Origin of the sequence: Shewanella gaetbuli, assembly GCF_023284065.1 — a bacterium.
GTDB classification, from domain to species: domain Bacteria; phylum Pseudomonadota; class Gammaproteobacteria; order Enterobacterales; family Shewanellaceae; genus Shewanella; species Shewanella gaetbuli.
In genome coordinates, this window is the sequence record NZ_JAKIKP010000003.1 from 368,400 (window position 1) to 391,701 (window position 23,302).

General features: G+C 42.2%; 12 protein-coding genes and 1 other RNA gene. 6 read left to right on the forward strand and 7 right to left on the reverse strand.

Features of this window, described 5'->3' with window-relative positions; genetic code table 11:
• Positions 1-13: 13 nt before the first annotated feature.
• The 5 genes from L2672_RS06560 to L2672_RS06580 all read right to left on the reverse strand — a co-directional run bounded on the left by L2672_RS06560 (position 14) and on the right by L2672_RS06580 (position 6,662).
• Positions 14-1,906 carry a hypothetical protein gene (locus L2672_RS06560; RefSeq protein WP_248995030.1) on the reverse strand — a complete coding sequence of 631 codons (1,893 nt, stop codon included), beginning with the start codon at positions 1,904-1,906 and terminating at the stop codon, positions 14-16.
• Between the two features lie 47 nt (positions 1,907-1,953).
• On the reverse strand, positions 1,954-4,437 hold the full coding sequence (locus L2672_RS06565) for a PEGA domain-containing protein (protein WP_248995031.1): 2,484 nt from the start codon (positions 4,435-4,437) through the stop codon (positions 1,954-1,956).
• Positions 4,427-5,920, reverse strand: a complete 1,494-nt coding sequence (locus tag L2672_RS06570; RefSeq protein WP_248995032.1) for a glycerophosphodiester phosphodiesterase family protein — start codon at positions 5,918-5,920, stop codon at positions 4,427-4,429. The genes L2672_RS06565 and L2672_RS06570 overlap by 11 nt, the downstream gene beginning before the upstream one ends.
• Before the next feature lie 209 nt (positions 5,921-6,129).
• A non-coding RNA gene (gene ssrS, locus L2672_RS06575) (6S RNA) lies at positions 6,130-6,312 on the reverse strand.
• A 41-nt stretch (positions 6,313-6,353) separates the two neighbouring features.
• The gene (locus tag L2672_RS06580; protein ID WP_248995033.1) at positions 6,354-6,662 is read right to left on the reverse strand and encodes a cell division protein ZapA; all 309 of its coding nucleotides are present in this window, start codon (positions 6,660-6,662) and stop codon (positions 6,354-6,356) included.
• A 215-nt stretch (positions 6,663-6,877) separates the two neighbouring features.
• Between L2672_RS06580 and L2672_RS06585 the strand changes: the two genes are divergently transcribed.
• From L2672_RS06585 to gcvP, 6 genes are all read left to right on the forward strand, one after another.
• Positions 6,878-7,462, forward strand: a complete 585-nt coding sequence (locus L2672_RS06585; protein ID WP_248995034.1) for a UPF0149 family protein — start codon at positions 6,878-6,880, stop codon at positions 7,460-7,462.
• Positions 7,463-7,520: 58 nt separating this feature from the next.
• Positions 7,521-8,777, forward strand: a complete 1,257-nt coding sequence (gene ubiH, locus L2672_RS06590) for a 2-octaprenyl-6-methoxyphenyl hydroxylase (protein WP_248995035.1) — start codon at positions 7,521-7,523, stop codon at positions 8,775-8,777.
• A gap of 29 nt (positions 8,778-8,806) precedes the next feature.
• Positions 8,807-10,033 (forward strand): FAD-dependent oxidoreductase, encoded by a 1,227-nt coding sequence (locus L2672_RS06595; RefSeq protein WP_248995036.1) that lies wholly within the window; start codon positions 8,807-8,809, stop codon positions 10,031-10,033.
• A gap of 228 nt (positions 10,034-10,261) precedes the next feature.
• Positions 10,262-11,356, forward strand: a complete 1,095-nt coding sequence (gene gcvT, locus L2672_RS06600) for a glycine cleavage system aminomethyltransferase GcvT (protein ID WP_248995037.1) — start codon at positions 10,262-10,264, stop codon at positions 11,354-11,356.
• A gap of 58 nt (positions 11,357-11,414) precedes the next feature.
• Complete coding sequence (gene gcvH / locus L2672_RS06605; RefSeq protein WP_248995038.1) at positions 11,415-11,804, forward strand: glycine cleavage system protein GcvH; 390 nt, start codon at positions 11,415-11,417, stop codon at positions 11,802-11,804.
• A 238-nt stretch (positions 11,805-12,042) separates the two neighbouring features.
• The gene (gcvP, locus tag L2672_RS06610) at positions 12,043-14,931 is read left to right on the forward strand and encodes an aminomethyl-transferring glycine dehydrogenase (protein WP_248995039.1); all 2,889 of its coding nucleotides are present in this window, start codon (positions 12,043-12,045) and stop codon (positions 14,929-14,931) included.
• 146 nt (positions 14,932-15,077) lie between these two features.
• Here gcvP and L2672_RS06615 read toward each other — a convergent pair whose 3' ends face one another.
• On the reverse strand, positions 15,078-20,849 hold the full coding sequence (locus L2672_RS06615) for an ATP-binding protein (RefSeq protein WP_248995040.1): 5,772 nt from the start codon (positions 20,847-20,849) through the stop codon (positions 15,078-15,080).
• Entirely contained in the window at positions 20,846-23,302 is a 2,457-nt protein-coding gene (locus tag L2672_RS06620) for a hypothetical protein (RefSeq protein WP_248995041.1), read from the reverse strand. Before L2672_RS06620 ends, L2672_RS06615 begins: the two co-directional genes overlap by 4 nt.

Sequence of the window (23,302 nt, forward strand, 5' to 3'; positions counted from 1 at the left end):
CTCAACTGGATAGTTATTTATCCAGTTTTAATGATTTAAGCAATACTGCACAATCGTATTCTGAAACCGCAGTCTTTGCCTTTTTCCAAAAACGTCTTCTAGTGGCAATAATGCCAATAAATACCGCTAAAACGGCAATTTCAATATAAATAAAGCTGATATATTGAATAGCGGGTTGCAGAGTGCTGCCTAAGTATCGTGAGTAATTTGTATAGTGCTCTGGCATAAATTGCACTTGTGCGCTGGCGGTTTCTAAGCCGAATTGCAGTGCTGCAACACCGACAATAGCCACTAAGCCAGCCAGAATCTTAAAGTACCACTTTTTAGGGCCAAAAAAGCCGACAAAAACCAAATATAAACTCAACAGTAACCCGCCACCCACTAGCATGTTAGTGAGGAACAAAGGGTAGTGACTAATGCTTAACAGGACAGCAAGAAGCTTGAGTGTCATGTATGAAAAAACATAGCCAGAAAATACTGTTAACCCTAAACGCTTTTGTTGGCTAATTTGTTTCCAATACAACTTGGGAATAGCGGCATATAATCCGCCAAACCATGCAAGGAAGATCAGGTAATTTGTCCATACGGGTAGCCCGTAGAGACTGAATTTTGCTAACAGTAAATCAATAAAAAATTGATAATGACTTATCAGGCCTGAGCGATACTCAGCATCATAAATCATTTCAGGTGCTAGCATGGCAAAACACATAGCAACTATAGCTAAAATAAGCCCCCAATTAACAATGCCTTTAATGAGCTGCCAAGCAAAGCCTTTGCTATTTTGCTTTTGAAGTTGCGATACCAGAGTTTGGTAATTGGTGACGACCGCCTCTTTGATATCTTTTGACACCCAGTTTTCAGTCAGTAATGGAATTTTTGTTTTGGTTTGATGAGCTTCAATAATATTTTTAATGGCCGGAATAGCCAGTACTTTTTTGTCATCGTCTTTGTCGCCGGCGGCTAACTTTTTGGCATTTTTCCATACTGCAGGATCATAGACGCCACCAGCATTATGGGTGACCTTTTTGGTGCCAGCAAAGCACATGGTCGTATCGGTTTTATCTATGGTCGCCGTATATTGAAGGGTAGGTAAATTAGCGGTAAAACCATAAATGAAGGTGCAGCCATTCAGCGCTTCATTAACGTCAATTTCATTTACGTCACTGACATTGTTGATAATGTTTAAGCCCGCATTAGTCACATAATCAATTATCCACTGGTGATAATCAGGGCTATTAATAAACCATTTGGTGGAACGTTTTGCATCACCATCAATGGTGTAGCTGTAATATAAATATCCGCCGCCATCACAGGTTTTACAGGTGACTTTACCTGAGCCATTACAGGTATAACAGGTTTTTGAGCCGCTGCCATAACATGATGAACAAGACTCAGTGGAGTAAACCGTGCGGTTATTGTGGTCTTGCCTAGTCACATGTTGACGGCCACTACCGCTACAAGATGAACATGAGGTTGAGCCATTACCATTACACGATGAACATGAGCACTTACCGCAACCGTCACAGATATGGCAAACATCTTCGCCCACATAGCTATCTGGCGCAGACCCTAAATTAGTATCTTTAATGATGAAGTTTTTGGCGACATCTGTGGTTAAGATTTTTTTAAAAGTCTCATTAAAAAATCCATTTTCACCGCTTACGTATTCTTTGGCCTTATTGTGGGCACAATCGCACGCTTGTGACGAACTTCCTGATTGAATGCCCGCTGGGCAGTGCCCACCGTGTTGATGTTTGGTTACGCCAATCTCGATTGTCCATCCAAAATGAAACTTAATATTAGTGGTTTTAATGCTTTCATCACTAAGTACTACTGGCACGTCAACCATGGTGAGGTTTTTACCATTTTGACGTATGAAGCTCTGAAATTCTTGTAATTGACTCACTTAACTTGTCCTAATACTGATGAGTAAAATTGATGACTGCTGTATGGCTATTGTCGGGTTAAATTAATTGAAAACTCGGTATTGTTTTCATTCAGCGTGACCCATTTTCTAACGGTTTGGTATCCGGGCGCTGAAACCTTAATGTCATAGTTTCCAGCAGGTAATTTCATTCCTGCTGCATACTTAGGTTTTATGTTCATTACCGAAATTTTAGCGCCTTGAATATTGCTATGAATCGTTAGCGGTAATTTGCTTGCTGTCGCCTGCTTTGAGGTTGAGGTAGGCGCTGAATTTGAGGGAGAGAGTTTACCCATTATGGCGGCATCCATATGGTGAAACGGCGCACTAATGGCCTCAAACCCTTTACTGACTTTTAATACTTCATCCAGTGTGGCACCAATGGGCTGTACTATAGGTTGTGTGGTAAGCAACCAGCGCAGGGCATAAGAAACACTGGCTGCATCGTTTTGCTCCATTTGTTCAAAAAAGTATTGTGTTGCGCTGTCTTCTAAGGTGAATTCATTACTGCTAAAGGTCATTGGCAGAACAAAAATTGATGCCATTAAACCTCCTGAAACTCCCATACTGATTATGGTTTGTTTAGGTGACTTTTTAGTGGTTGATGCAGGGTTTCTTGCCTTAATTAACTCAGCTGCTTTTAAGGGCAGCTTTAACACCGTTAGCAAGACAAGCGCCAAACTAATTGCCATTGAAATGGGGGGCACTATAGTGGCTCTAAGTGCTGACTTACCTGACTCTTCAAAGGTGCCTCCGTCAGCAAACTCCGCTTTTTGAGCCTCTAAAATCGTGAGTAATTCAGAGGTTTTACGTTGAATATTCGGCTCAATAACCTGACGAAGAAATTGCTTGTTATTCCAGTCGGCAAGCATAGGCGACACGTACAGCTCAGCCATTTCTGACTTAATTCGCTGCTGGGTTTGTTTATGACGTTGAAACTCGTTCCAGGTCAAATTTGGCGGGGCGTTAAAGCCTCTTTTAGCGGTTTCATTGCGCCAGCGTTGATCAGCTTCCTGTTTAACTTTTTTCGCTACCGCATTGTTAAAGCCATTTCTATCAGCCATACGCCAGTCATTAGGTAGGGTAAGCCCTTTTGGCTTTAATTTAACGCTGACTTTTTGGCTGGTGATTTCATGGTGTCTAAACTGGTGAATGTCTTCAATACCTAACGGATAGCCACCGGAGTCTTTTATGAAGTCACCTTCCATTTTCACCATTAAGATTTGTTTGTAATGATTCACGTCACTGGTATACACCATACGATGATCTTTAATACCTGCATCACCGCCTGTTGCTGCATCAATGGCCTGCATTGCGGTAAATAAACCAAAGGTCATTACCCCTGAAATAATAGAGTTTCCAACGTTTTCTGCGGTGGTAATTTCTTCACGTATTAACCATTCATTCGGTGGAATGTATGGCATGCTGTATTTTTCTAGCTCGCTATCGTAATTGTTTTGCAAACGTTCATAACAGTTGTCACGACGGCTGCCTTTTTTCATTTCGCCGCATTTATTACGACGCTCAAAAAAGTCATAAAGTTTTGGAGCCAGTTTTTGGGCTCTGGCTTCAACGCGAGCTTCATAGGCTGTTACCCCTTGCTGGTATTGTTGCCAACCTTGGCTGACTTGATTTTGGGTATCGACCCAATACTCATCAGCCCGAGAATCTGCACTGTTTACACCGTCGTTATATCGTTTTGAACCGGATAAGTAGTCAGTGTAAGTACGTTGTAAGTCTTGTCTGAAATCAGCATAGCGTTGATAGTTTTCATCGAAACCTGACATGGCTCTATCACGAACAAATTTCTCCATGATGGAGCGCTTTTTTTGTTCTAGCTCAGCCACTAGGGTGTCGTCGGCATACACTAATCCACCAAATACCGACAAGAAGGTTTTTTCAACGCTAGAGTGGGGGAGTTCGGGGTTATAGTTTATGCCCTCAAACTCAATAGACTTTTCTATTAAGGCGCTACGTAGTACTTGCGATAGGTAAGCTTGTTGGCGCTCAGCAGGGCTGGATGGGTTGATAATAAACTGGTCAACTAGCCACTTTTGGCCGAAAAATACCGTTGGCCATACTAGAATGGCCAATACGCAAAAACTGCCTAATGCTCTTGGAGCTGAGGTTAAAAAGCGGCCTTTTAATAGCAGGTCGGCTAACAATAGTGTTACACCAATACCGCTAATGGTTCGGCCAAAAAGCTCAACGGCGTGTAGTTCATCTTCGGTGGCATTTTTACCGCCTGCCACATCGACTAACGCGGCGTTAAATATGGCTTCAGGAAATAAATAAACCACTGAGCAAATAAATAAAGTGAGCATCCACCAAAAAGGTTTACCCTTGGCGATAATTAATGCGTCTTGTTGTGACTTTTTTGTCGCTTTTTTAGATTTAATTTGCTGTTTTTTTTGAGTGACTTTTAACTGGCTTTCAGCCTGTGCCATTTTTTCTTGAGTCGGATTACTACTAAGTAACTCGCTTGAGAAAGGGCTGTTATTGTTATTGTTCATGCTGTTTCGTCGGTAAAGTAATGATGATAGTGTCGCCGGTGTTGCGGTCTATTTTTTCATCAACAATGGTCGGGAAGCTAAAGGGTGCTTCAGTTGGCGCGGTTTGAGTTTCTTGGCTTGTCTTTTTAGTTGCCACTTGGTTTTTTGCGGGAGCAGAGGGGGCATTGATCGCCTTTAACTGGCCATCTAAGGTTAAATACATCCCTTCTTGGCGATAACCCTGCATTTGATCAAACAGATCAAAATTGGCATCAATGGGTAGCGATGAAATATAACGGCCTATGTCAGAGGTCGCAATGTGGCGTCCCGCTGGTTTAGCAGCTTTAAATAACTGCTGGCAAATGGCAAACGGTGTGGCGTCAACAATCACACCATTGGGAAGATGAGAGAGCGATAACCGCAACAGTTGTTGCTGGTGGTATGGGCTGCCATTAATGGTGTAGGTATAGACTTTCATGCCAAGTTTGTTAGCCCGGCTTTTTACCGCAGGAGATTGCATATAACTGCGAATATCTAGATGTAACCCAGAATGTAAGCCTAATTTACGTTGAATGTTAACAAGCGAGGAATGGCTGGTGTAATCCTTATAACGGCTACGATATCGCTTGGTGCCGTACTGGCTACCTCGGTCAAAGTTGCGTTGGTTATCAAGGTAGTAATTGTCGTTTTTTACGCCATTTTTCATATTCGCCACCATAATATCAACACTGGTGGGATGCGCTTTTTGCACGAAACCTAAATACACAATGGGGTTAATGCCCCGCAGTTTTGTAAGTGTGTCCATTTCAGAAGAAGAATAATAATACCGTCCAAGCCCAACGGTTTCTCTAAGCATGTTATCAAGCTGAGCTAGTTGAGCTCCATTGGCTTTGGCTTTTACTTCTACATTGAGTTGCTGCTCACCTTGGCGGTAATAAGCAAAGGTTTGAAACGCTTCTAATGCAGTAATGGGCCTAACGTTCACTAAATCATTGGTCGACTTATCACGCAGTTTGAGTTGTTTGTATTGCGATAGGTTCATGCGATCAAGCTCGAACTTTTTGCCGGTATAGTGCACCGTTGCTCGGCCTGTTTCTTCATCATGATGGTTTACCCAAGTGCCGTCACCTAGCAACATAACGTCAATTTCTACACTGTTGAAGTTGTCTACCAACGCACTGGCAATTGCCATTTGGCCGCTTTCTGGTTCACGGTAATCGCCACGGTGGGCAGAAATGTCTAAATCGCATTGGTTAACAGATAGCATCTTAATTTCGCCGTTGAAATCCAGATATAAATTTCTGTCGGCTAAGCTGAGCTGGGTGTCAACGATATCTGTGCCGGTAAATCGGCTATCAAGCGGAAAATGCATTAATGCTGCAGGAATAGTAATAGCGGGTTTTTGAGCTGACGTTTCTGGTGTAGAAGAACAGGCTGAAAGCCCCAAAAGAATAACAAGAACACAATAAAGTTTATTGGCTCTTTTGGGTAAAATAGCAAACATGATAAATTAGTAACTTATTATAATTCATGGTGTTATACCAGAAATATAACCTATCTAACAATGCTGTTGTGGGTGTGGATTCAAATATTACCTTGCGTTAATAGTTTATTAACTTTTTGGTTTAATTTGTGTAAGGGTGTATCGCGTTTTTGGGTTAAAGGTTTTAAAAGATAAGGACTATAGAGGGGAAGGGTGTTACTTAAATTAGGATGCTCCCCAAGGTACCGTGACCGGTGTAAGCCCTTGAACCGTAGGTTCAAGGCGGGTAAATGTTCATCTCCTAAGGCTTCTCGGTACAAGCCGAGCATGCTCAATGTCAATGAAAACATTCACCCTGGGTTTGTAAATATCGGCACAGGGACATTACCAGCGCACGCATACCACAGGGAGCAAAACAGGGTAAAACCGCTACAGCAGTTTTACAAAAACAATGTTAGTCGTCCTTGGTGCTTCGTTCAATCAACGAATTTTCTAATGTTGCTTGCAACAATGAGATTCGCTCGTCCATTTGCGACATATACTGTTGATTTTTTTGTTTTTCTTCAATCAACAAATTACCAATATTTAGCGCGGCCATAATGGCTAATTCTTCACGGCTTAAATTATTGGTACGGGTTTTTAGATTAGTGAGTTGTGACTCAACTTCATTGGCGACGGTGCGTAACGTATCCTCGCGTCCTTTTGGACATGCGATAGAGTAAGTGCGCCCTAAAAGGGTGATCTCAACAGCGCTGGTACTCATAAGTTCGCAACGAAATCCTTCTAAAAAGCCAGTATTGGTAAAGCCGAACTATATAGCGCAAAATTTAAAAGAGCAAGGCAAGCACGCGCCTTTTTCACTATTTGCTGGATGTCTGAGCAAATTGCCCATTAATCTCACAACTATCAGCCAAGTATTTGGCGCAAATAGCGAACTCTGCTAGCATTGTGTCAGTTATCGCCCTTTAGGAAAGTATCATGGCAACTCCACCTTCATTATGTATAGAAAACCTTAAAAAAGCCCTAGATGCGGCTGAGATTGGCCAGCATCCCGTTGAAGTTCATGGTGCTTTAGTTGGGTTAATTTGTGGCGGTGTTGATCAGCAAAATCAAACTTGGGTAGGCCCATTAATCGACCTGATGAATGACGGCCAACCGCTTGAGCCCAAGCTTCTACAACTTATTACTGATTTATATCAAGACACGGTAACCAGATTGGCCGATTTTGAATTTGGCTTCACGTTATTGTTGCCAGAGGAAGAAGTGTCTCTATCGCACCGCGTTGAAGCGTTATCGTTATGGACGCAAAGCTTTTTAACTGCCATTGCTATTATTCAACCTAAGTTGAACCAAGCTTCTGCAGACGTAAAAGAAGTGATTAAAGATTTAGCTGAAATTGCTCAGGTTGAATTTGATGTGGCTGAAGATGAAGAATCAGAAACGGCTTACACTGAGCTGCAAGAGTTTGTCAAAATGTCTGCCATTTTATGTTATTCAGAATTCGGCCCAGAGCCTGAAATGGATAACACCGAAAACAGCGAAGACAGTAAAACAATTCATTAGCCGTGCGATTAGTTAATCGTATTTTACAGGCATAACCCTCTTACACTGAGTCGTAACAATGAGCGGAACCTCTCCTAGCCAAGAATTTGATATTGTTATTGTGGGCGGCGCTATGGCCGGTGCCACGCTAGCTTTAGGGCTAGCCAACTTAAACCATAGCTTATCTAAGCCGCTTTCTATTGCGGTGATTGAAGCGCATCAGGCAGATGATAGCCACCCGGGGTTTGATGCTCGCTCAATTGCTATTGCTCATGGGTCTATTTTCGCCTTAACGCAATTAGGCATATGGCCAGCGTTAAAGCATTTAGGGACACCCATTAACGATATTCACGTGTCTGACAGAGGCCACTTTGGCATGACAGAGCTTAATGCCAAACCTTTAGGGTTAGATGCATTAGGACAGGTTGTCGAATTAGCCAAAGTCGGCTCGGTGTTATTTGAGGAGCTTCAACAAGCTAATATTAAGTTATTTTGTCCGGCTAAATTAAACCAATTATTGCCTAAAACTGACGCCCATTATTTAACCCTAGATGATGGCACAACCATTTCCGCCAAGTTATTGGTGGCCGCCGACGGTGCTAATTCCGTGGTAAGGCAGCAACTTAACCAAACTGCAGAGCAAATTGATTTTGGCCAAAGTGCCATTGTCGCAAATGTTGAAACCGCCAAACCTCACCACAATTGGGCTTACGAACGCTTTACTGAAACCGGGCCTTTAGCTTTATTGCCTATGAGCCATGTTAATGGTCAAGCCTCAGAGGCGTCGGCTAGGATGTCTTTAGTATGGGCGCTTGCCCCTGAGCAAGCTGCACATTTAGCCCAAGTTAGCGATGCTGAGTTTTTACAACAATTGCAAAATGCCTTTGGTTATCGGGTTGGGCAATTTACTCAAGTAGGTAAGCGAGTGACTTACCCATTAACCTTAACCACCATGCCTAGACCCATTTATCACCGTTGTGTGTTTGTTGGTAATGCCGCGCAAACACTTCACCCTATTGCAGGGCAGGGCTTTAACTTAGGCTTACGTGACGTGGTGGGTTTAATTGAGGTGATTAAAGCTGCGCTGCAAAGTGGTTTATCTTCAGTGGCTGAACAGTCAACATTTGATGTGGGCAGCTCGGCTATTGTGCATCAATATCTTGCCGCAAGGCAGCAAGACCGAGATAGCACCATTAGCAATATTGAATTTTTAGTGCGCGGTTTTTCGAATCAATATTGGCCGTTAGTAGCAGGGCGCTCAGTAGGGCTTAGATTATTGTCTTGGTTGCCGCCACTTAAACGCCCCGTGGCTGAAATCGCCATGGGTTGGCGCTAGTTAATTTTTCCTATTAAAAGGACGCTGTTATGTATACCACCCAAACCTTTGATGTAGCCATTGTTGGTGGCGGTATGGTCGGGTTAGCCACAGCAATTGGTCTTGCTGAGGCCGATTTAAATGTTGTTGTTATTGACGCAGGTGAAGCCAGTGAACCCACCGGAGAGCCTAAGCTACGTGTCAGCGCAATTAATAAAGCCAGTCAGCAGTTATTAACTCATCTTGGTGCATGGCAATACATTCCTAATGCACGCATTAGCCCATATCAAAAAATGAAGGTATGGGACAAAGACGGCATGGGTAAGATTGAGTTTGATGCCCACGGCATAGGTGAAAACCATTTAGGTGCCATTATTGAAAACCAAGCCATTAGCTTTGCCCTAGCCAAGCGTGCCAGTGAGCTGGCCAATATTACTCACCTGCAACAACAAACCCTACAGCGTGTTGCTTTTGGCGAGCGTGAAGCTTGGCTTACTTTAGATAATGGCGACAATATGTCAGCCGCATTAGTAATAGGTGCAGACGGTGCAAACTCTTGGGTGCGCCAACAATGTCAAATTCCACTGACCTTTTGGGACTACGGCCACCACGCCATTGTAGCCACCATTCGTACCGAGCAGCCCCACGATGACAAGGCGCGTCAGGTGTTTTTGCCTGATGGCCCATTGGCAATTTTGCCATTATATGAAGACAACTTATGCTCCATTGTTTGGTCGACTTCACCTGAAGAAGCGCAGCGTTTAAATGCCCTAGATGGCACCACTTTTGGCCATGCACTAACCGCGGCTTTAGACAGCAGGCTTGGAGTATGTGAGCTAGTAAGTGAGCGTCAGGCTTTTCCACTGCGTATGCGATACGCGCGACACTTTGCGCGCCATCGTGTGGTGTTAGCAGGCGATGCCGCCCATACCATTCACCCGTTAGCAGGCCAAGGCGTTAACCTCGGCTTTTTAGATGCAGCCAGTATTATTGAAACGGTTGTTGAGCTTCATGAACAGGGTAAAGATATTGGAGAATATAGCCATTTACGCAGTTTAGAGCGTTGGCGAAAAGCCGATGCAATGGAAATGATTGCCACTATGGAAGGGTTTAAAAGATTGTTTGCTGGACGCAATCCACTTAAAAAAGCCATCAGAGACATAGGATTAAGCCTAGTTGATAATGTTGCTGGACTAAAAACAGTGTTCATGAAACAAGCCATGGGCAATAAATCAACATTACCTAAACTGTGCCGTGAGCCGAATTCACCTTCTTAGTTTATAAAAACGCTTGTATATCAGGCGTTCAAGCTTGGTTAAGGTTTGTTATTCAAACAGGCTGTAAATTTGTTACAGCCTTCACATTAGTAAATCTAATGCATTGTTGTCAGATTAGAAAAATTTTTTGTATACAATCTCACTCTGCCGAGTATAATTTTCGCCGCATTTTATCAAATACCTAGGTTATGTTTTTTAACGTAACACTACCCACAATAAGGGATAAGAATGGCTAGCAAAACGGTACTCTTCAACAAGCATTTAGAATCAAACGCCAAAATGGTGGACTTTCACGGTTGGGATATGCCAATCAACTATGGTTCGCAAATAGAAGAACATCACGCTGTTCGTCAAGATGCCGGTATGTTTGACGTGTCACACATGACGGTAGTTGACGTAACAGGTCAAGACGCTTGCGCATTTTTACGTAAACTTTTAGCTAACGATGTCGCAAAACTTAAAGTACCGGGCAAAGCCTTATACGGCGGAATGTTAGATGACAACGCCGGTATTATTGACGACCTTATTACTTACTACTTAACCGACACCCATTATCGTGTAGTGGTTAACTCTGCCACCCGTGAAAAAGACTTAGCCTGGATCAACAAGCAAGCCGCTTCATTTGAGGTAGCCATTACTGAGCGCCCAGAACTCGCCATGATTGCTGTGCAAGGCCCAAATGCAAAAGCCAAAGCAGCTAGCGTATTTAATGCTGAGCAAAACGCCGCAGTAGAAGGCATGAAGCCTTTCTTTGGTGTTCAGGCTGGCAGCTTATTTATTGCTACCACAGGTTACACTGGCGAAGCTGGTTATGAAATTATTGTGCCAGAAGCCGAAGCTGAGGCTTTATGGCAAGCATTATTAGATGCAGGTGTGCGCCCATGTGGTTTAGGGGCTCGTGATACGTTACGTTTAGAAGCCGGTATGAACCTATATGGTTTAGACATGGACGAAACCATTAACCCATTAGCGGCAAACATGGGTTGGACAGTCGCATGGGAGCCTGAAGACCGTGACTTTATTGGCCGCGCAGCACTCACCAAATTAAAAGCCGAAGGGACTGATAAATTAGTCGGTTTGGTGATGGAACAAAAAGGCGTTTTGCGTCATGATATGCCAGTGTTTTTCACTGATGAAAACGGTGTAGAGCACCAAGGCGCTATCACCAGCGGTACTTTCTCGCCAACTTTAGGTTATTCTATTGCTATGGCTCGTGTACCTAATGGTGTAGGCGACACCGCGGAAGTAGAAATGCGTAAAAAACGTGTTGCGGTTAAAGTCATTGCCCCAAGCTTTGTACGTAATGGCAAGCAAGCCTTTTAAGAAATACCCATAAAAATTATTGATTAAGCTTTAAAGTACCAAATAAAGGATAACGACAATGAGCAACATTCCAGCAGATTTGAAATACGCTTCTTCACACGAGTGGATCCGTTTAGAAACTGACGGCAGCTACACTGTAGGTATTACAGAGCATGCACAAGAGCTTTTAGGCGACATGGTATTCGTTGAATTACCAGAAGTAGGTGACACGGTAACCGCTGGTGAAGATTGTGCAGTTGCAGAATCTGTAAAAGCGGCATCTGACATCTACGCACCAATTTCTGGTGAAGTGGTTGCTGTTAATGAAGCATTAGAAGACTCGCCAGAATTAGTTAACAGCGATGCTTATGGCGATGGCTGGTTCTTCCGTGTTATTCCATCTGACGCATCAGAAGCAGACAGCTTATTAGATGCTGAAGGCTATCAAGAAGTTATCGACGAAGAGTAATTTTTGTCGACACTGAGAAGCTCCCTCGGGAGCTTCTTTGTTATGTGTAGCTAAAAGCTTTACGTTGGTGACAACAGCAAAATAAATACCTTAAATGAATAAGCACAATACCACATGATTTGTGACCTTATTGATTAGCGTCAACGTACTATTCTTCGCCGCACATTTTTATTTGTTATTCATACCCAGTACCTGTGCCCTACAGCTCATTACTGACACATTTGGAACAAGGTTTATCATGACCAAGCAGACCCTTACACAATTAGAACAGCACGAACTATTTCTAACGCGCCATATCGGCCCAAATGAAGTACAGCAGCAAGAAATGTTGAACTTTATCGGTGCAGAGTCGTTAGATGACCTAACGGAACAAACCGTACCAGGAAAAATTCGTTTACCTCAAGAGCTTACTATTGGTGATTCTTGCGGTGAAGCTGAAGGTATTCGCTATATTCGTAACATTGCCGACAAAAACAAAGTATTTAAAAGCTATATCGGTATGGGTTACTACGGCGTTGAAGTGCCTAACGTTATTTTGCGTAATGTGTTCGAAAATCCAGGTTGGTACACGGCTTATACTCCTTACCAGCCAGAAATTGCCCAAGGGCGTTTAGAAGCCATTCTTAACTTCCAACAAGTTTCAATGGACTTAACTGGTCTTGACCTTGCTTCAGCGTCATTATTAGACGAAGCCACAGCTGCGGCAGAAGCCATGGCGTTAGCTAAGCGTGTTTCTAAAGCTAAAAAAGCCAATACTTTCTTCGTAGCAGACGATGTGTTTCCACACACATTAGACGTTATTAAAACCCGTGCAGAATGCTTTGGTTTTGACATTGTTGTTGGCCCAGCAAATGAAGCGGTTAACTACGAACTATTTGGCGCGTTGTTCCAATACACCAACCGCTTTGGTGAAATCAGCGACTACAGCGAGCTATTTGCACAGTTACGTGAAAAGAAAGCTATTGTTACTGTTGCCACTGATATTATGTCGTTAGTGCTACTTAAGTCTCCGGGCTCTATGGGCGCAGACGTGGTATTTGGTAGCGCCCAGCGTTTTGGTGTACCAATGGGATATGGCGGACCACACGCAGCATTCTTTGTTGCTAGAGACGAGCACAAGCGTTCAATGCCTGGCCGTATTATTGGTGTATCAAAAGATACCCGTGGTAATGCAGCATTACGTATGGCAATGCAAACTCGCGAACAACATATTCGTCGCGAAAAAGCCAACTCAAACATTTGTACCGCGCAAATTTTATTAGCCAACATGGCCTCTTTTTATGCGGTATTCCACGGCGCTAAAGGCTTAAAAACCATAGCAAGCCGTATTAACCGTTTAACTGATATTTTAGCCACAGGTTTAAAAACCAAAGGGGTTGAGTTAGTTAATAGCACTTGGTTTGATACCATTTCACTTAAAGGCTTAGATGTTGAAGCGGTAAAAGCGCGTGCATTAGCGGCGCAAATGAACCTACGTTTTGATGCCGACGGCATTGTGGGTATTAGCCTAGACGAAACCACGACTCGTGAAGATGTTGAAGCTTTATTTAGTGTTGTTTTAGGCGCTGATCATGGCTTAGAAATCAGCCAACTTGATGAGGTTATTTTATCGGGTTCGGTTGAATCTATCCCAGCTTCACTGATTCGCCAAGATGCTATTTTGACGCACCCAACGTTCAACCGCTACCAAAGCGAAACGGACATGATGCGTTACATCAAGCGTTTAGAAAATAAAGATTTAGCCCTAAACCACTCAATGATCTCGTTAGGTTCATGCACCATGAAGCTAAACGCTGCTGTGGAAATGCTACCAGTAAGCTGGCCAGAATTTGCAAACATGCACCCATTCTGCCCACTTGACCAAGCAGAAGGTTACACTCAGCTGATTAATGAGTTATCTGACTACTTAGTTAACATTACTGGCTACGACGCGGTTTGTATTCAGCCAAACTCAGGCGCACAAGGTGAATATGCTGGTTTATTAGCTATTCAAAAATACCATGAGTCTCGTGGTGAAGCGCATCGTAACATCTGTTTAATTCCACAATCTGCCCACGGTACTAACCCAGCATCAGCACAGTTAGCGGGTATGAAGGTTGTTGTGACGGCATGTGACAAGCAAGGTAACGTTGACCTAGAAGATTTACGTGCCAAAGCGGCTGAACTAGCCGACAGCTTATCGTGCATTATGATCACCTACCCATCAACCCACGGTGTTTACGAAGAGTCTATTCGTGAAGTGTGTGAAATTGTGCATCAATACGGCGGCCAAGTTTACTTAGACGGTGCCAACATGAATGCCCAAGTAGGCTTAACCTCACCAGGATTTATTGGTGCAGACGTATCGCATCTTAACCTACATAAAACCTTTGCTATTCCACACGGTGGCGGTGGCCCAGGTATGGGCCCAATTGGTGTTAAATCGCACCTAGCCCCATTTGTAGCTGGTCACGTAGTGGTTAAGCCAGGCCGTGAAAGCGACAACAACGGCGCAGTATCTGCTGCACCATACGGCAGTGCAAGTATTCTGCCTATCAGCTGGATGTACATTAAACTGTTAGGCACAAACGGGGTTAAGCAATCAACCCAAACCGCACTGTTAAATGCTAACTACGTGATGAAAAAGCTATCAAGCCATTACCCAGTATTGTTTACTGGTCGTAATGACCGCGTAGCCCATGAATGTATTATCGACTTACGTCCATTAAAAGAAACCTCAGGCGTAACGGAAATGGACATTGCTAAGCGACTAAACGATTATGGTTTCCACGCGCCAACCATGAGCTTCCCAGTAGCCGGAACGTTAATGATTGAGCCAACAGAATCAGAATCAAAAGTTGAATTAGATCGCTTCATCGAAGCCATGATCGCCATTCGTGGTGAAATTGCAAAAGTAGAAGCAGGCGAGTGGCCAGCAGACAACAACCCACTGCACAATGCGCCACACACACTAGCCGATATCATGGACCCAGAATTTGACACTCGCCCATACAGCCGCGAAGTTGCCGTATTCCCAACCGCAGCAGTAAAAGCGAATAAATTCTGGCCAACGGTAAACCGTATCGACGATGTTTACGGCGATCGTAATTTGATGTGTTCGTGTGCACCGATTAGTGATTATGAGTAGGTAGTTGTTTTGTTGGCGATCAACAATTAAGTTTGTGAACGCTGCAATTAAAAATGTGAATGCAATTAAGATTGTGAACGCATAAATAAGAAAAGGCGAACTAGAAATGGTTCGCCTTTTTTACATTGAAATACTCATAGAGAGCTTCAGTCTTGGTAAACTAAAAAGTTAAACTCGTGCTGGTCGTATTCTCTATAGCTTGCTTCTGAGCTAAGAACGGTGGCATTGCAGACGTAACATTGTTTTTGCTGTTTATCGACCAAGCTTGACCATATCCCAAGCTTTTCCTTGCTGACCGCTGTATAAGTACCACATAGGGACCGAACTCCTTTCGGATGAATTGGTTGCCAGTTGCTGTACCAGAATGATGAAAATCCAATAGTGGCGCTGCCAATAGTGTAGTAAAACAAGCCATTGTAGGAAGAGCCTGTAATTTTTTTTTCATCAATTGTGCATTTTGGGATGTAGAGTCCACGCGACTCGAGGTCAGAGTGCCAATGACCATACCTCATAAATGGATACGAAGTGCCGGCCATTGTAGGATTTTCATGTGGCTGACTCGCACCAAGTTCATATGACAGCTCCTTATCTAGAAGGTTGCCAACAGCAATGCAGTTAGAACGTTCTTTTATATGCATGTCCGGTGTCAACCTTACTTCAGAGTTCACCTTTACAGCAGTTAAATCAATCCAGGTATTGTCATCAATCTTAATAGGAAATGAAAATGCTAAAAGGTTATGGCTGTCATCTGTGTGAGAGAAGTTGGCTAATGCTTCTTTAACATAGTTGCTCAAGTGCTCTTCATTAGGGGAGTTAATGCCATTCCAGACTGGTAACCATTTGGGGTTTTGAGGGCGAAGTGCTAGATACGCAGGCTCGATAGGTAATGCTGGAATTGATAAATGTCCCGCGTAAGAATCCGGCATACCGTAAATCTCTTTGGCTAGTCCGATTGTTCTTAAATATGCTGAACGCCCACGGTGACTTGCCTGCGTATAAAATTGGCCAGTAGACCTTTGACGATCGCTACTAAAAAAATAATCAATATTTGTTGCTTTTGAAGGCTGATATTCAAATGTAGTGTTCCATTCAGATTGAAAGTAATCGGTAAAAGGTATACTCGTTCTTTTCTCTTCTTTTTCTAACCATGAATTGTACATTAAAGGTACATGATTCCCCTGATAGTATTCGAATCGATTATTATCATGAGTTAAGCTGATAAGCGGTGAAAATGGATAGGTATACTCACCTAAATCTTTTGCTGTAGGTTCCAGTTCTTCTATTAATAGATCTGAGAGAGAGGACCTTGCTGTAATTAAATGACCTAAATCTTTTGGGCAGACATAGCCCCGATGCTTGGCTGCAAAAAATACGCATAGCACTTCTACACATTCTGACTCTTGCTTTCTATTGGCTAAATCTTCTTTCAATAATTCTTCAACTTTAGGGTGCTGTGCAATTAAAAGTATTGAAAGTTGGTCTATAGACCATAATTTAACAGAAGGTATTGGAAGTTTAAGCCTTGAAATTAACGACTTAACTAATGCTTCATCGAGAGAGTCATCACGACGCCAATCCCAGTCTGGTTTAGTCAGCTTAAGATTGCGAACGCTGTCTTCCAAGCTTTCAACCATCGATAATGTCAGTTCAAGAGCCTCATCCTTCCTTCCACTCTGGGAAAGTAAAAAGACTAATTTATCATTTGGAATGATTAAGTTACCGAATTTATCATTCCAATTATCCAACTCCGATGTTGTTAGCTTTATAAACTCGTCTGTTTTTTTAGGATATTGCTCAGCCACCACTTTAAGTCGGTTGATACTATTTTCCGAACGCTCGTACCAATCAGACCAGCCACCCATGGCTTTGTGAGCAAAAACTAAAAGGTTAAATGCTTTTTCTTTACCGTTGAATTTTTGTGTACTGTAGAAAAGATGATCTAATAAGTGACGTTTGTCGTTCAAACGGTCAATAAATGTTGGAATGAGTGGTGTCAACTGCTTTAATAGAGCATCTTCTTGACCATGATCACACCAATACTTGTACCAATTTTTTAAAAAACTACTGGTGCTAATTTTCCCGTTTAGCGCTAGGGATAGTTCTTCGAATTTTTCTGGTGGAAAATCGGCTGGTTGTAAAGTGATTTTTTCATCAAATTCATCAGCAGTTGATTTATCTGTAGTGATTTCTTTAATATCGATTCCAATACAGGTTTCTGTTTCATTAGCAATATGAGTAGCATGTAGATCTCCATTCTCAACGTTTACTTTTAGCATTTGGTAACAACTAGAGTGCAAGCCAGTGAGAAATAAATGCTTTGTAATCGGTGAAGAAAAGTCACATTTTTCAAGCAGCCTAAGTATTGTCTCTTCAGCATAATACCATTCGCCATCGCTAAGCTCTTGATCATAAACTGAAGCAGCTGTTTGCGGGTTTAATTTTGCTAATAGTGAAGATATGGAGTGCTTAGAGTGTCTAGTTTCATCCCCGTCGGTAAACTTGGATATATTGAAAACTATCGGTGATATCCGCTCTAATATTTCCAGAGCAGAATCTGGATCAGCTTCGGAAAGGTATTCCACAGCTTTTAAAACATCAAATATAGCGGTGTCTTTATGATGCCCGTAACCGAGCACAAAATCCCATGTTTTTCTCATACACCTTTCAAAAAGGGCTAGATTATCGTGTTGGAATGCTATTTGAGCGAGTTCAAGGTAAGCATTAGAATTCTCAATTGTTTCTTCTAGCTCATTTAACTGTCGAGCCTCGTCGAGTTCAATGAGCAGTACAACAGCATCATCGTCTAACAGTTTGAGACCTACCTCCTTATACCATAACCGAAGCCAGTCAACTCTGAATACACCAGAGTCAACAATTTGCTTTAGTTCATCACGCGAAACTTCAGATTTGGTTGTTATCAGGTGACAATCGGCTGCAATTTCAATCCAATCGCGCTTTAAAGCTATATCGGCTCTTCTTGTCTCCCATTGAACCTCATCTAATATTGGCCACAGCGGAAACATCGCACAAACTACGTCAAAGTTTAATGTATTCCCTGCTAAAAGTTCATTTGCGCTCCAATCTGAAATCTCATTAAGCAATACATAATGATCTGACACATCCGCTCGATCTGATGTTGCACTAACTGGTAACCAAGAGAAGTCGCCTTCTGCACTTAACCTGGTATAAAGTGAAGAAAAAAACCAGCTATGATAACCGCCAGGTTTTTCAACTTTGAAGACAGTTTCCGACAGGCCATCAAAAAGATGAGTTTTAATACTGGCAAATTTTTTCTTAGAGAATATATCTAAAAACTGAGATAACGTCTGTGAGGAAAAAGCGCTATATTCTGGCCTACGGGCAATATCTGCACCCTCTATAATGCTTAATCTAATTGCATCGAGTTCGATTTGACCGATATGATTTGAATTACTTGGTAAACACTGCCAAGCCCTGAAGAGCAGACCCAGCTCTTTTTTTGTACGGCATGCACGTCTAAAACTAGCCACATATCCATCGGGCCAATTAGAGAAGTTTCCTCCTTCAAAAATCGCATCGTAGTTAAGGCTGTCAGTTAATACTCCTGCTTTTATCAATACAGCAGCTTCAGCTTCGTTATCTTGAGAGTGTCGAGAAGACAAAAGTTTGGTTTTAGCCCGATATCGATCAATAGCCTTCTGCGATAACAACTCTGCTTGATCAACTGCCCCTCTATACCATAATGCAATTGCCAATATGGATAATTTGGTTGGTGAATACTCGTTTTGTCCTGATATTAATTCATTTATAGATGCCTCATCAGCTAATATAAGGGAAAGCGTACTTAAATTATTGGAATCCCAAGTCTGGAATTCAGGTCCATTTATAAGCCGGGTTTTTAATGCTCTATGGCTATATGCCTCAGCATATTCAAGTTCTTCAAATGCATATGTTTCAGCTTCAGATAATAGCCTTATGCATGATTTGACTGGCATGCCAGTAATAAGCTTATCAAGTATCCAGTCCCTTACAACGCCTTCTCGTAATTCGGATGTGCTGCCCATTCGAGCCAAACAGGACCAAAGCCAATTATCCTTGAGATGAATAGGTGCGCTTAAGTTTAGCCATTCACACACAGATGGCAGCAAGGCACTTATTCGTTCTTCGTGTTCTTCCTGACTTCTAACAAACACAACCAAGCTTTCATGAAAAGGCCTTACTCCACAAACTCCTTCAGAAAGCATGTGTGCAACGGCATCAACGCTCGGAGCATATTCATGAATATCTTTGACAACGCAACCAATCGCCGGTCTGGGCCATGCAAATTGAAATCCACTGCAAAGGTGAAGAACATCCTTTTGTCTATAATTGAGGTTACGCCAGAGCTCGGAATAATAAGTAGTAATATTGCCATCGGAGCATGGTGGAAGCTTCTCAATTTGCCAGGAAGAAAGTGCTAATCCATGATGAGACAGATACTCAGATGAGTAGATCACATGCAGTGGATAGCCATTTGTAGCCTTTAATAACGCTCCAGCACTTTTCTGAATTTCTTCATCTACATGATCCTCATGACAGTTGGAGAATAATCGACCAGATTCAATATGAAGTTTTAAATACTCGTATATCGAATTTCCAGACATTTCAGGCAACCAATGCCATTCATTCTTAGGAGAGTGAATAAGCAGTGTATGAGGGAGTAATTCATCGTCAACTGGTTGCGTTCCAACAATTATCACTAAGTTTTCTGTTGTAGGTAGCAATTGTCTGAAGGTTTCGTCCAATGGCTTTTTATTTTTTGCATTGTCTCGCCAAACATGATCCAGCCCATCAATTAATACTAAAAAGGGTTTTCCCCTGTCTTTGTAATAATTTGCGCATGTTACGAGCGCATCACGCAGGTTTTCAGGATGGGATGTACTTGCATTTGCTTCTTTGTGAAAGCTATTGATTTGATGTAGCAGCGATTCAGCGACGATTCTTGGGCTTAGTCTGTCTTCTGTTGTATCCCCCAATGATAAGAAATAGTGATGACGTAATAGCGGAATTTCCTGATCTTCCAATTCTTGACACAGAAACGATAGATACGTACTTTTTCCAACACCAGGCTTACCCGTTAACGTAATGACTTCGCCGTTTGAGCTGCTAATACGTGCAAGTAGAGCATTGTGAAAATCAGAATCTGGGAGGCAATAATCCTCAGGCACAGAGAATATTTCAGGTATGGGCTCCGGTCTTTTGGGTGATAAAACTTCTCTAACATGATGAAGATAAATCCAACCATTTTCTGGAGGATTATTCTGAAACATTGCCCATTCACGTGCTCTTGCGACAAGCCGCTCAACGCCTGTATCGTCGGAAAACTTCAAAAGCTCGGCTCGAACACTACGCTTTATCGTAAGGTAGTCTCCATCACTATGTTGGACGGTCAACTTCGAAAAAAGAAACATAGCGGCTTCGTGGTTTCCTAATTGTCGGATAACCTCTTGTTGTGAGTCATCATCAATCTGATGAAATTCTATTTTTGAACCACGCAGGCAAGACTCCATAGATCTATCCGGCCGCTTGTTGGTCAATAGAACTACATCCCCAAGCTTTTCAGCAGGCACAGCATTAATAGCATCGTAGAGCTTTTTAAGAATGGAACGAGATCTAGCTGTTTTACCTGAGATTTTTAACAACCAATCCCACGTAAGGCAGTTTTCATCCTTCTCAGGGGAGGGGGTAAATTTAACTTGCCAAAAATCTTTAATACCATTTGGCCGTTCACAAACAACATCATCTATACCTTCAGGTGTTTCATTACTGTCATTGTCTGCTTCAAATGCAACTCGACTATATGATGCAGGACTGTGAAGCCAGTTTGCTAGTAGCTTAATACCTTGCAATGTTTGGTAGTCATATCCGGTATAAATAATCGCCGAATTTTTTACTTTCATATTATCAACCCTAAACCTAAAGCTTCTTCCTTGCCGTTTTGGCAATCTCTCCACCGTCTAACAAGTAGTGCCACACATGGGTTACCAGCAAGTTGGTTGGAGCGAACCCAGTCAACATCAATTAATGAGGCAAGTAGCTCAGTATTCATTTCTCCTTGGAGTGCGTGCCATTGGCGAATACTTGGTTGTCTGGTTAGTTGTAATTTAGGCGGCGCTAAGCTTCCTACAATGTAATAGCCTTGCTCTGGGTCATGCCATAACCTTTGAATACCTGGAATGTCTCTTAGCCAGGCTCGAATGTCTTGCAATGGAATACCAAATACTCTTGAAGCAACTTTGGCCCAAGAACCGCTGAGGCTTGAACTTACAATTTTTTTGGGCATTTCACCTTCAGGTAACTTATTGTTCATCACACTTAACAGTGCTTTAAATGCATGTTGCTTTAGTTCTTTGTATTCAATTGATGATCGGTTTTCCTGCCATAAAGTACCAAGTGTTTCATGCCAGCATGTTTTAATATCATCGAGCTGCGTAAGTAAGGTATTTGCACTTTTCTCTGATAGCTCACCTTCTTCCTTCAATTCATTAATATGCTCTTCTAACACATCTGTTTCAGGTAACTGCCACTGTTTTAATGGCATAGAGATATTCTGTGATTGGAGTTCTTGCAGTGTTTCTGCAAGGTGGTTCGGAAGCATATGAGGCGTATCATACTTGGGGTCTTGGTAGTAGATAGAAACAGATTCCGCTTTATGTATAACAATGGTCTGCCTGCGAGCAAACCTAGCATACTTTTCTGCATCACTACCAAAACCTTGCATTACCACCTGTGGTTGGTAGCTGTATGGCCATTCTCTACTCAACAATGCAAACAGCTGTTTTACAGAAGTATTAAATTTACCCAAAACTAAATCACAATTTTTTTCATGCTCTGATATGGTTGGATTAAAGGGGATGAGTACTGGTCTGTCATTTAGAACTGTAAACAGGTAACCGTCGGTTATAACAACAAGCTCTTCAGTTAGAACGTCGTGCTCTTCAGGAAGCATTGAGCTTAATTTGACCTGATCATCATGCAGCAAATGCTTGATACTTAATTCTTTGATGACAATTTCTAAATTGCGCTTCAGTGCCTCCATCCTGCTATCTGTCTCAAACATAGATAGAGTATAGTTATAGTATTCGTCTTCAGGTACTAAATATGTTTCATTACTCTCTTCGTCGCTAATTTCATTAATAAGCTTGGCTTCGATGGAGTCACCGTCTAAGTCATATGGGTTTACATTGATGTGTTGGCAAGCGACCTTAGTGCGAAGTTTAGTCGTGAGAGGGTAATGGTCTTCAATAACTCCAGGATATTGATCTAAAAGAACTAAAATTGAATCAGACTTACTGAATTCAAGGCTATCAATATCTTGAGGGTCACAATTAGGTAAAAGATGAAGTTGCGTGTTAATACTTTTTTCAGATAGCGCTTGATTAAGTGGTAACAACATTTGCTCAGCCGATATGTTCTTTGAGAACCGTAAGTCGAGCACAAGAACTTTTTCTAGCAATGCTACACTAGGCATAGTATTTCGAGTTTTTGGACCTTGCTTATATTTAGTCTTGAGAGGTAATGGTTTGAGGTTTAAGATTTTAGGCTTTAGGTTAAAACCATATGCTTGGGCTTTATCAATCAATTCATCTTGAATAGGTTTAAGCAAGCATGGCCAGCTGCCCTTGAAGGCATCTGCATTAGAAAGATCAATAAATGCGCGTTGCTTTCGTTTGTTCTTATTTTTACGTATTTCTGAATACACAGGCCCGGAAGGTTTTTCACCTTTTTTAGGTATCCAGCGCACTAAAACGTTGTTCTTATCATATACCCACATAGAATTGCGGTGTTCTGCGTTGGCTTTTGCGCTGTCTAATACACGTAGTGGTACATTCTCATGAAAGAGAACTACTTCGGTCGTATTCCTATCCCTGCGTTGTTGAGTTCTACAATCTAAACTGATTGCATTGACGCCTCTACTTTTTTTAGTGTTCCAAGTATCTATTTTAAGAAGAGGCCTACCTAATGTATGACTTCCTTTGCAATGAGTCCCAAATGCAGATACTTTGCGCATTATCAAACGTATCCAGATGGGGTTCATTTCAGCGGAGTATTGGACTTTCTCGGGGCGAATATCCATTCCATCTTTATTGAGAATAACTGGTGGCTTAGTTGTTTCAGAATCCACAGCTACAAACAAGCCAAATTGCCCTTTGTAGCTGCGCATCAAATATGGGTAGTAGCGATTAGAAAGCTCTGTGTCTAAGTGTTCTTGCCACTCCTTCCATCGATATGATTTGTTCAATGGATAATGGTAAACCACTAGTTTCTTTGCTTTTTCAGCGTCGATTTCACTGTCTAAGTAAATTGTGTGAGAAAGGGGCAATTCTCTTACTATTTGATTGTTATTGCTCAC

Excerpts from the sequence above, each read along its gene's own strand:
- L2672_RS06565 (WP_248995031.1), bottom strand. The coding sequence starts at position 4,437 with ATGAACAATAACAATAACAGCCCTTTCTCAAGCGAGTTACTTAGTAGT.
- L2672_RS06570 (WP_248995032.1), bottom strand. The coding sequence starts at position 5,920 with ATGTTTGCTATTTTACCCAAAAGAGCCAATAAACTTTATTGTGTTCTT.
- L2672_RS06580 (WP_248995033.1), bottom strand. The coding sequence starts at position 6,662 with ATGAGTACCAGCGCTGTTGAGATCACCCTTTTAGGGCGCACTTACTCT.
- L2672_RS06585 (WP_248995034.1), top strand. The coding sequence starts at position 6,878 with ATGGCAACTCCACCTTCATTATGTATAGAAAACCTTAAAAAAGCCCTA.
- ubiH (WP_248995035.1), top strand. The coding sequence starts at position 7,521 with ATGAGCGGAACCTCTCCTAGCCAAGAATTTGATATTGTTATTGTGGGC.
- L2672_RS06595 (WP_248995036.1), top strand. The coding sequence starts at position 8,807 with ATGTATACCACCCAAACCTTTGATGTAGCCATTGTTGGTGGCGGTATG.
- gcvT (WP_248995037.1), top strand. The coding sequence starts at position 10,262 with ATGGCTAGCAAAACGGTACTCTTCAACAAGCATTTAGAATCAAACGCC.
- gcvH (WP_248995038.1), top strand. The coding sequence starts at position 11,415 with ATGAGCAACATTCCAGCAGATTTGAAATACGCTTCTTCACACGAGTGG.
- gcvP (WP_248995039.1), top strand. The coding sequence starts at position 12,043 with ATGACCAAGCAGACCCTTACACAATTAGAACAGCACGAACTATTTCTA.
- L2672_RS06615 (WP_248995040.1), bottom strand. The coding sequence starts at position 20,849 with ATGAAAGTAAAAAATTCGGCGATTATTTATACCGGATATGACTACCAA.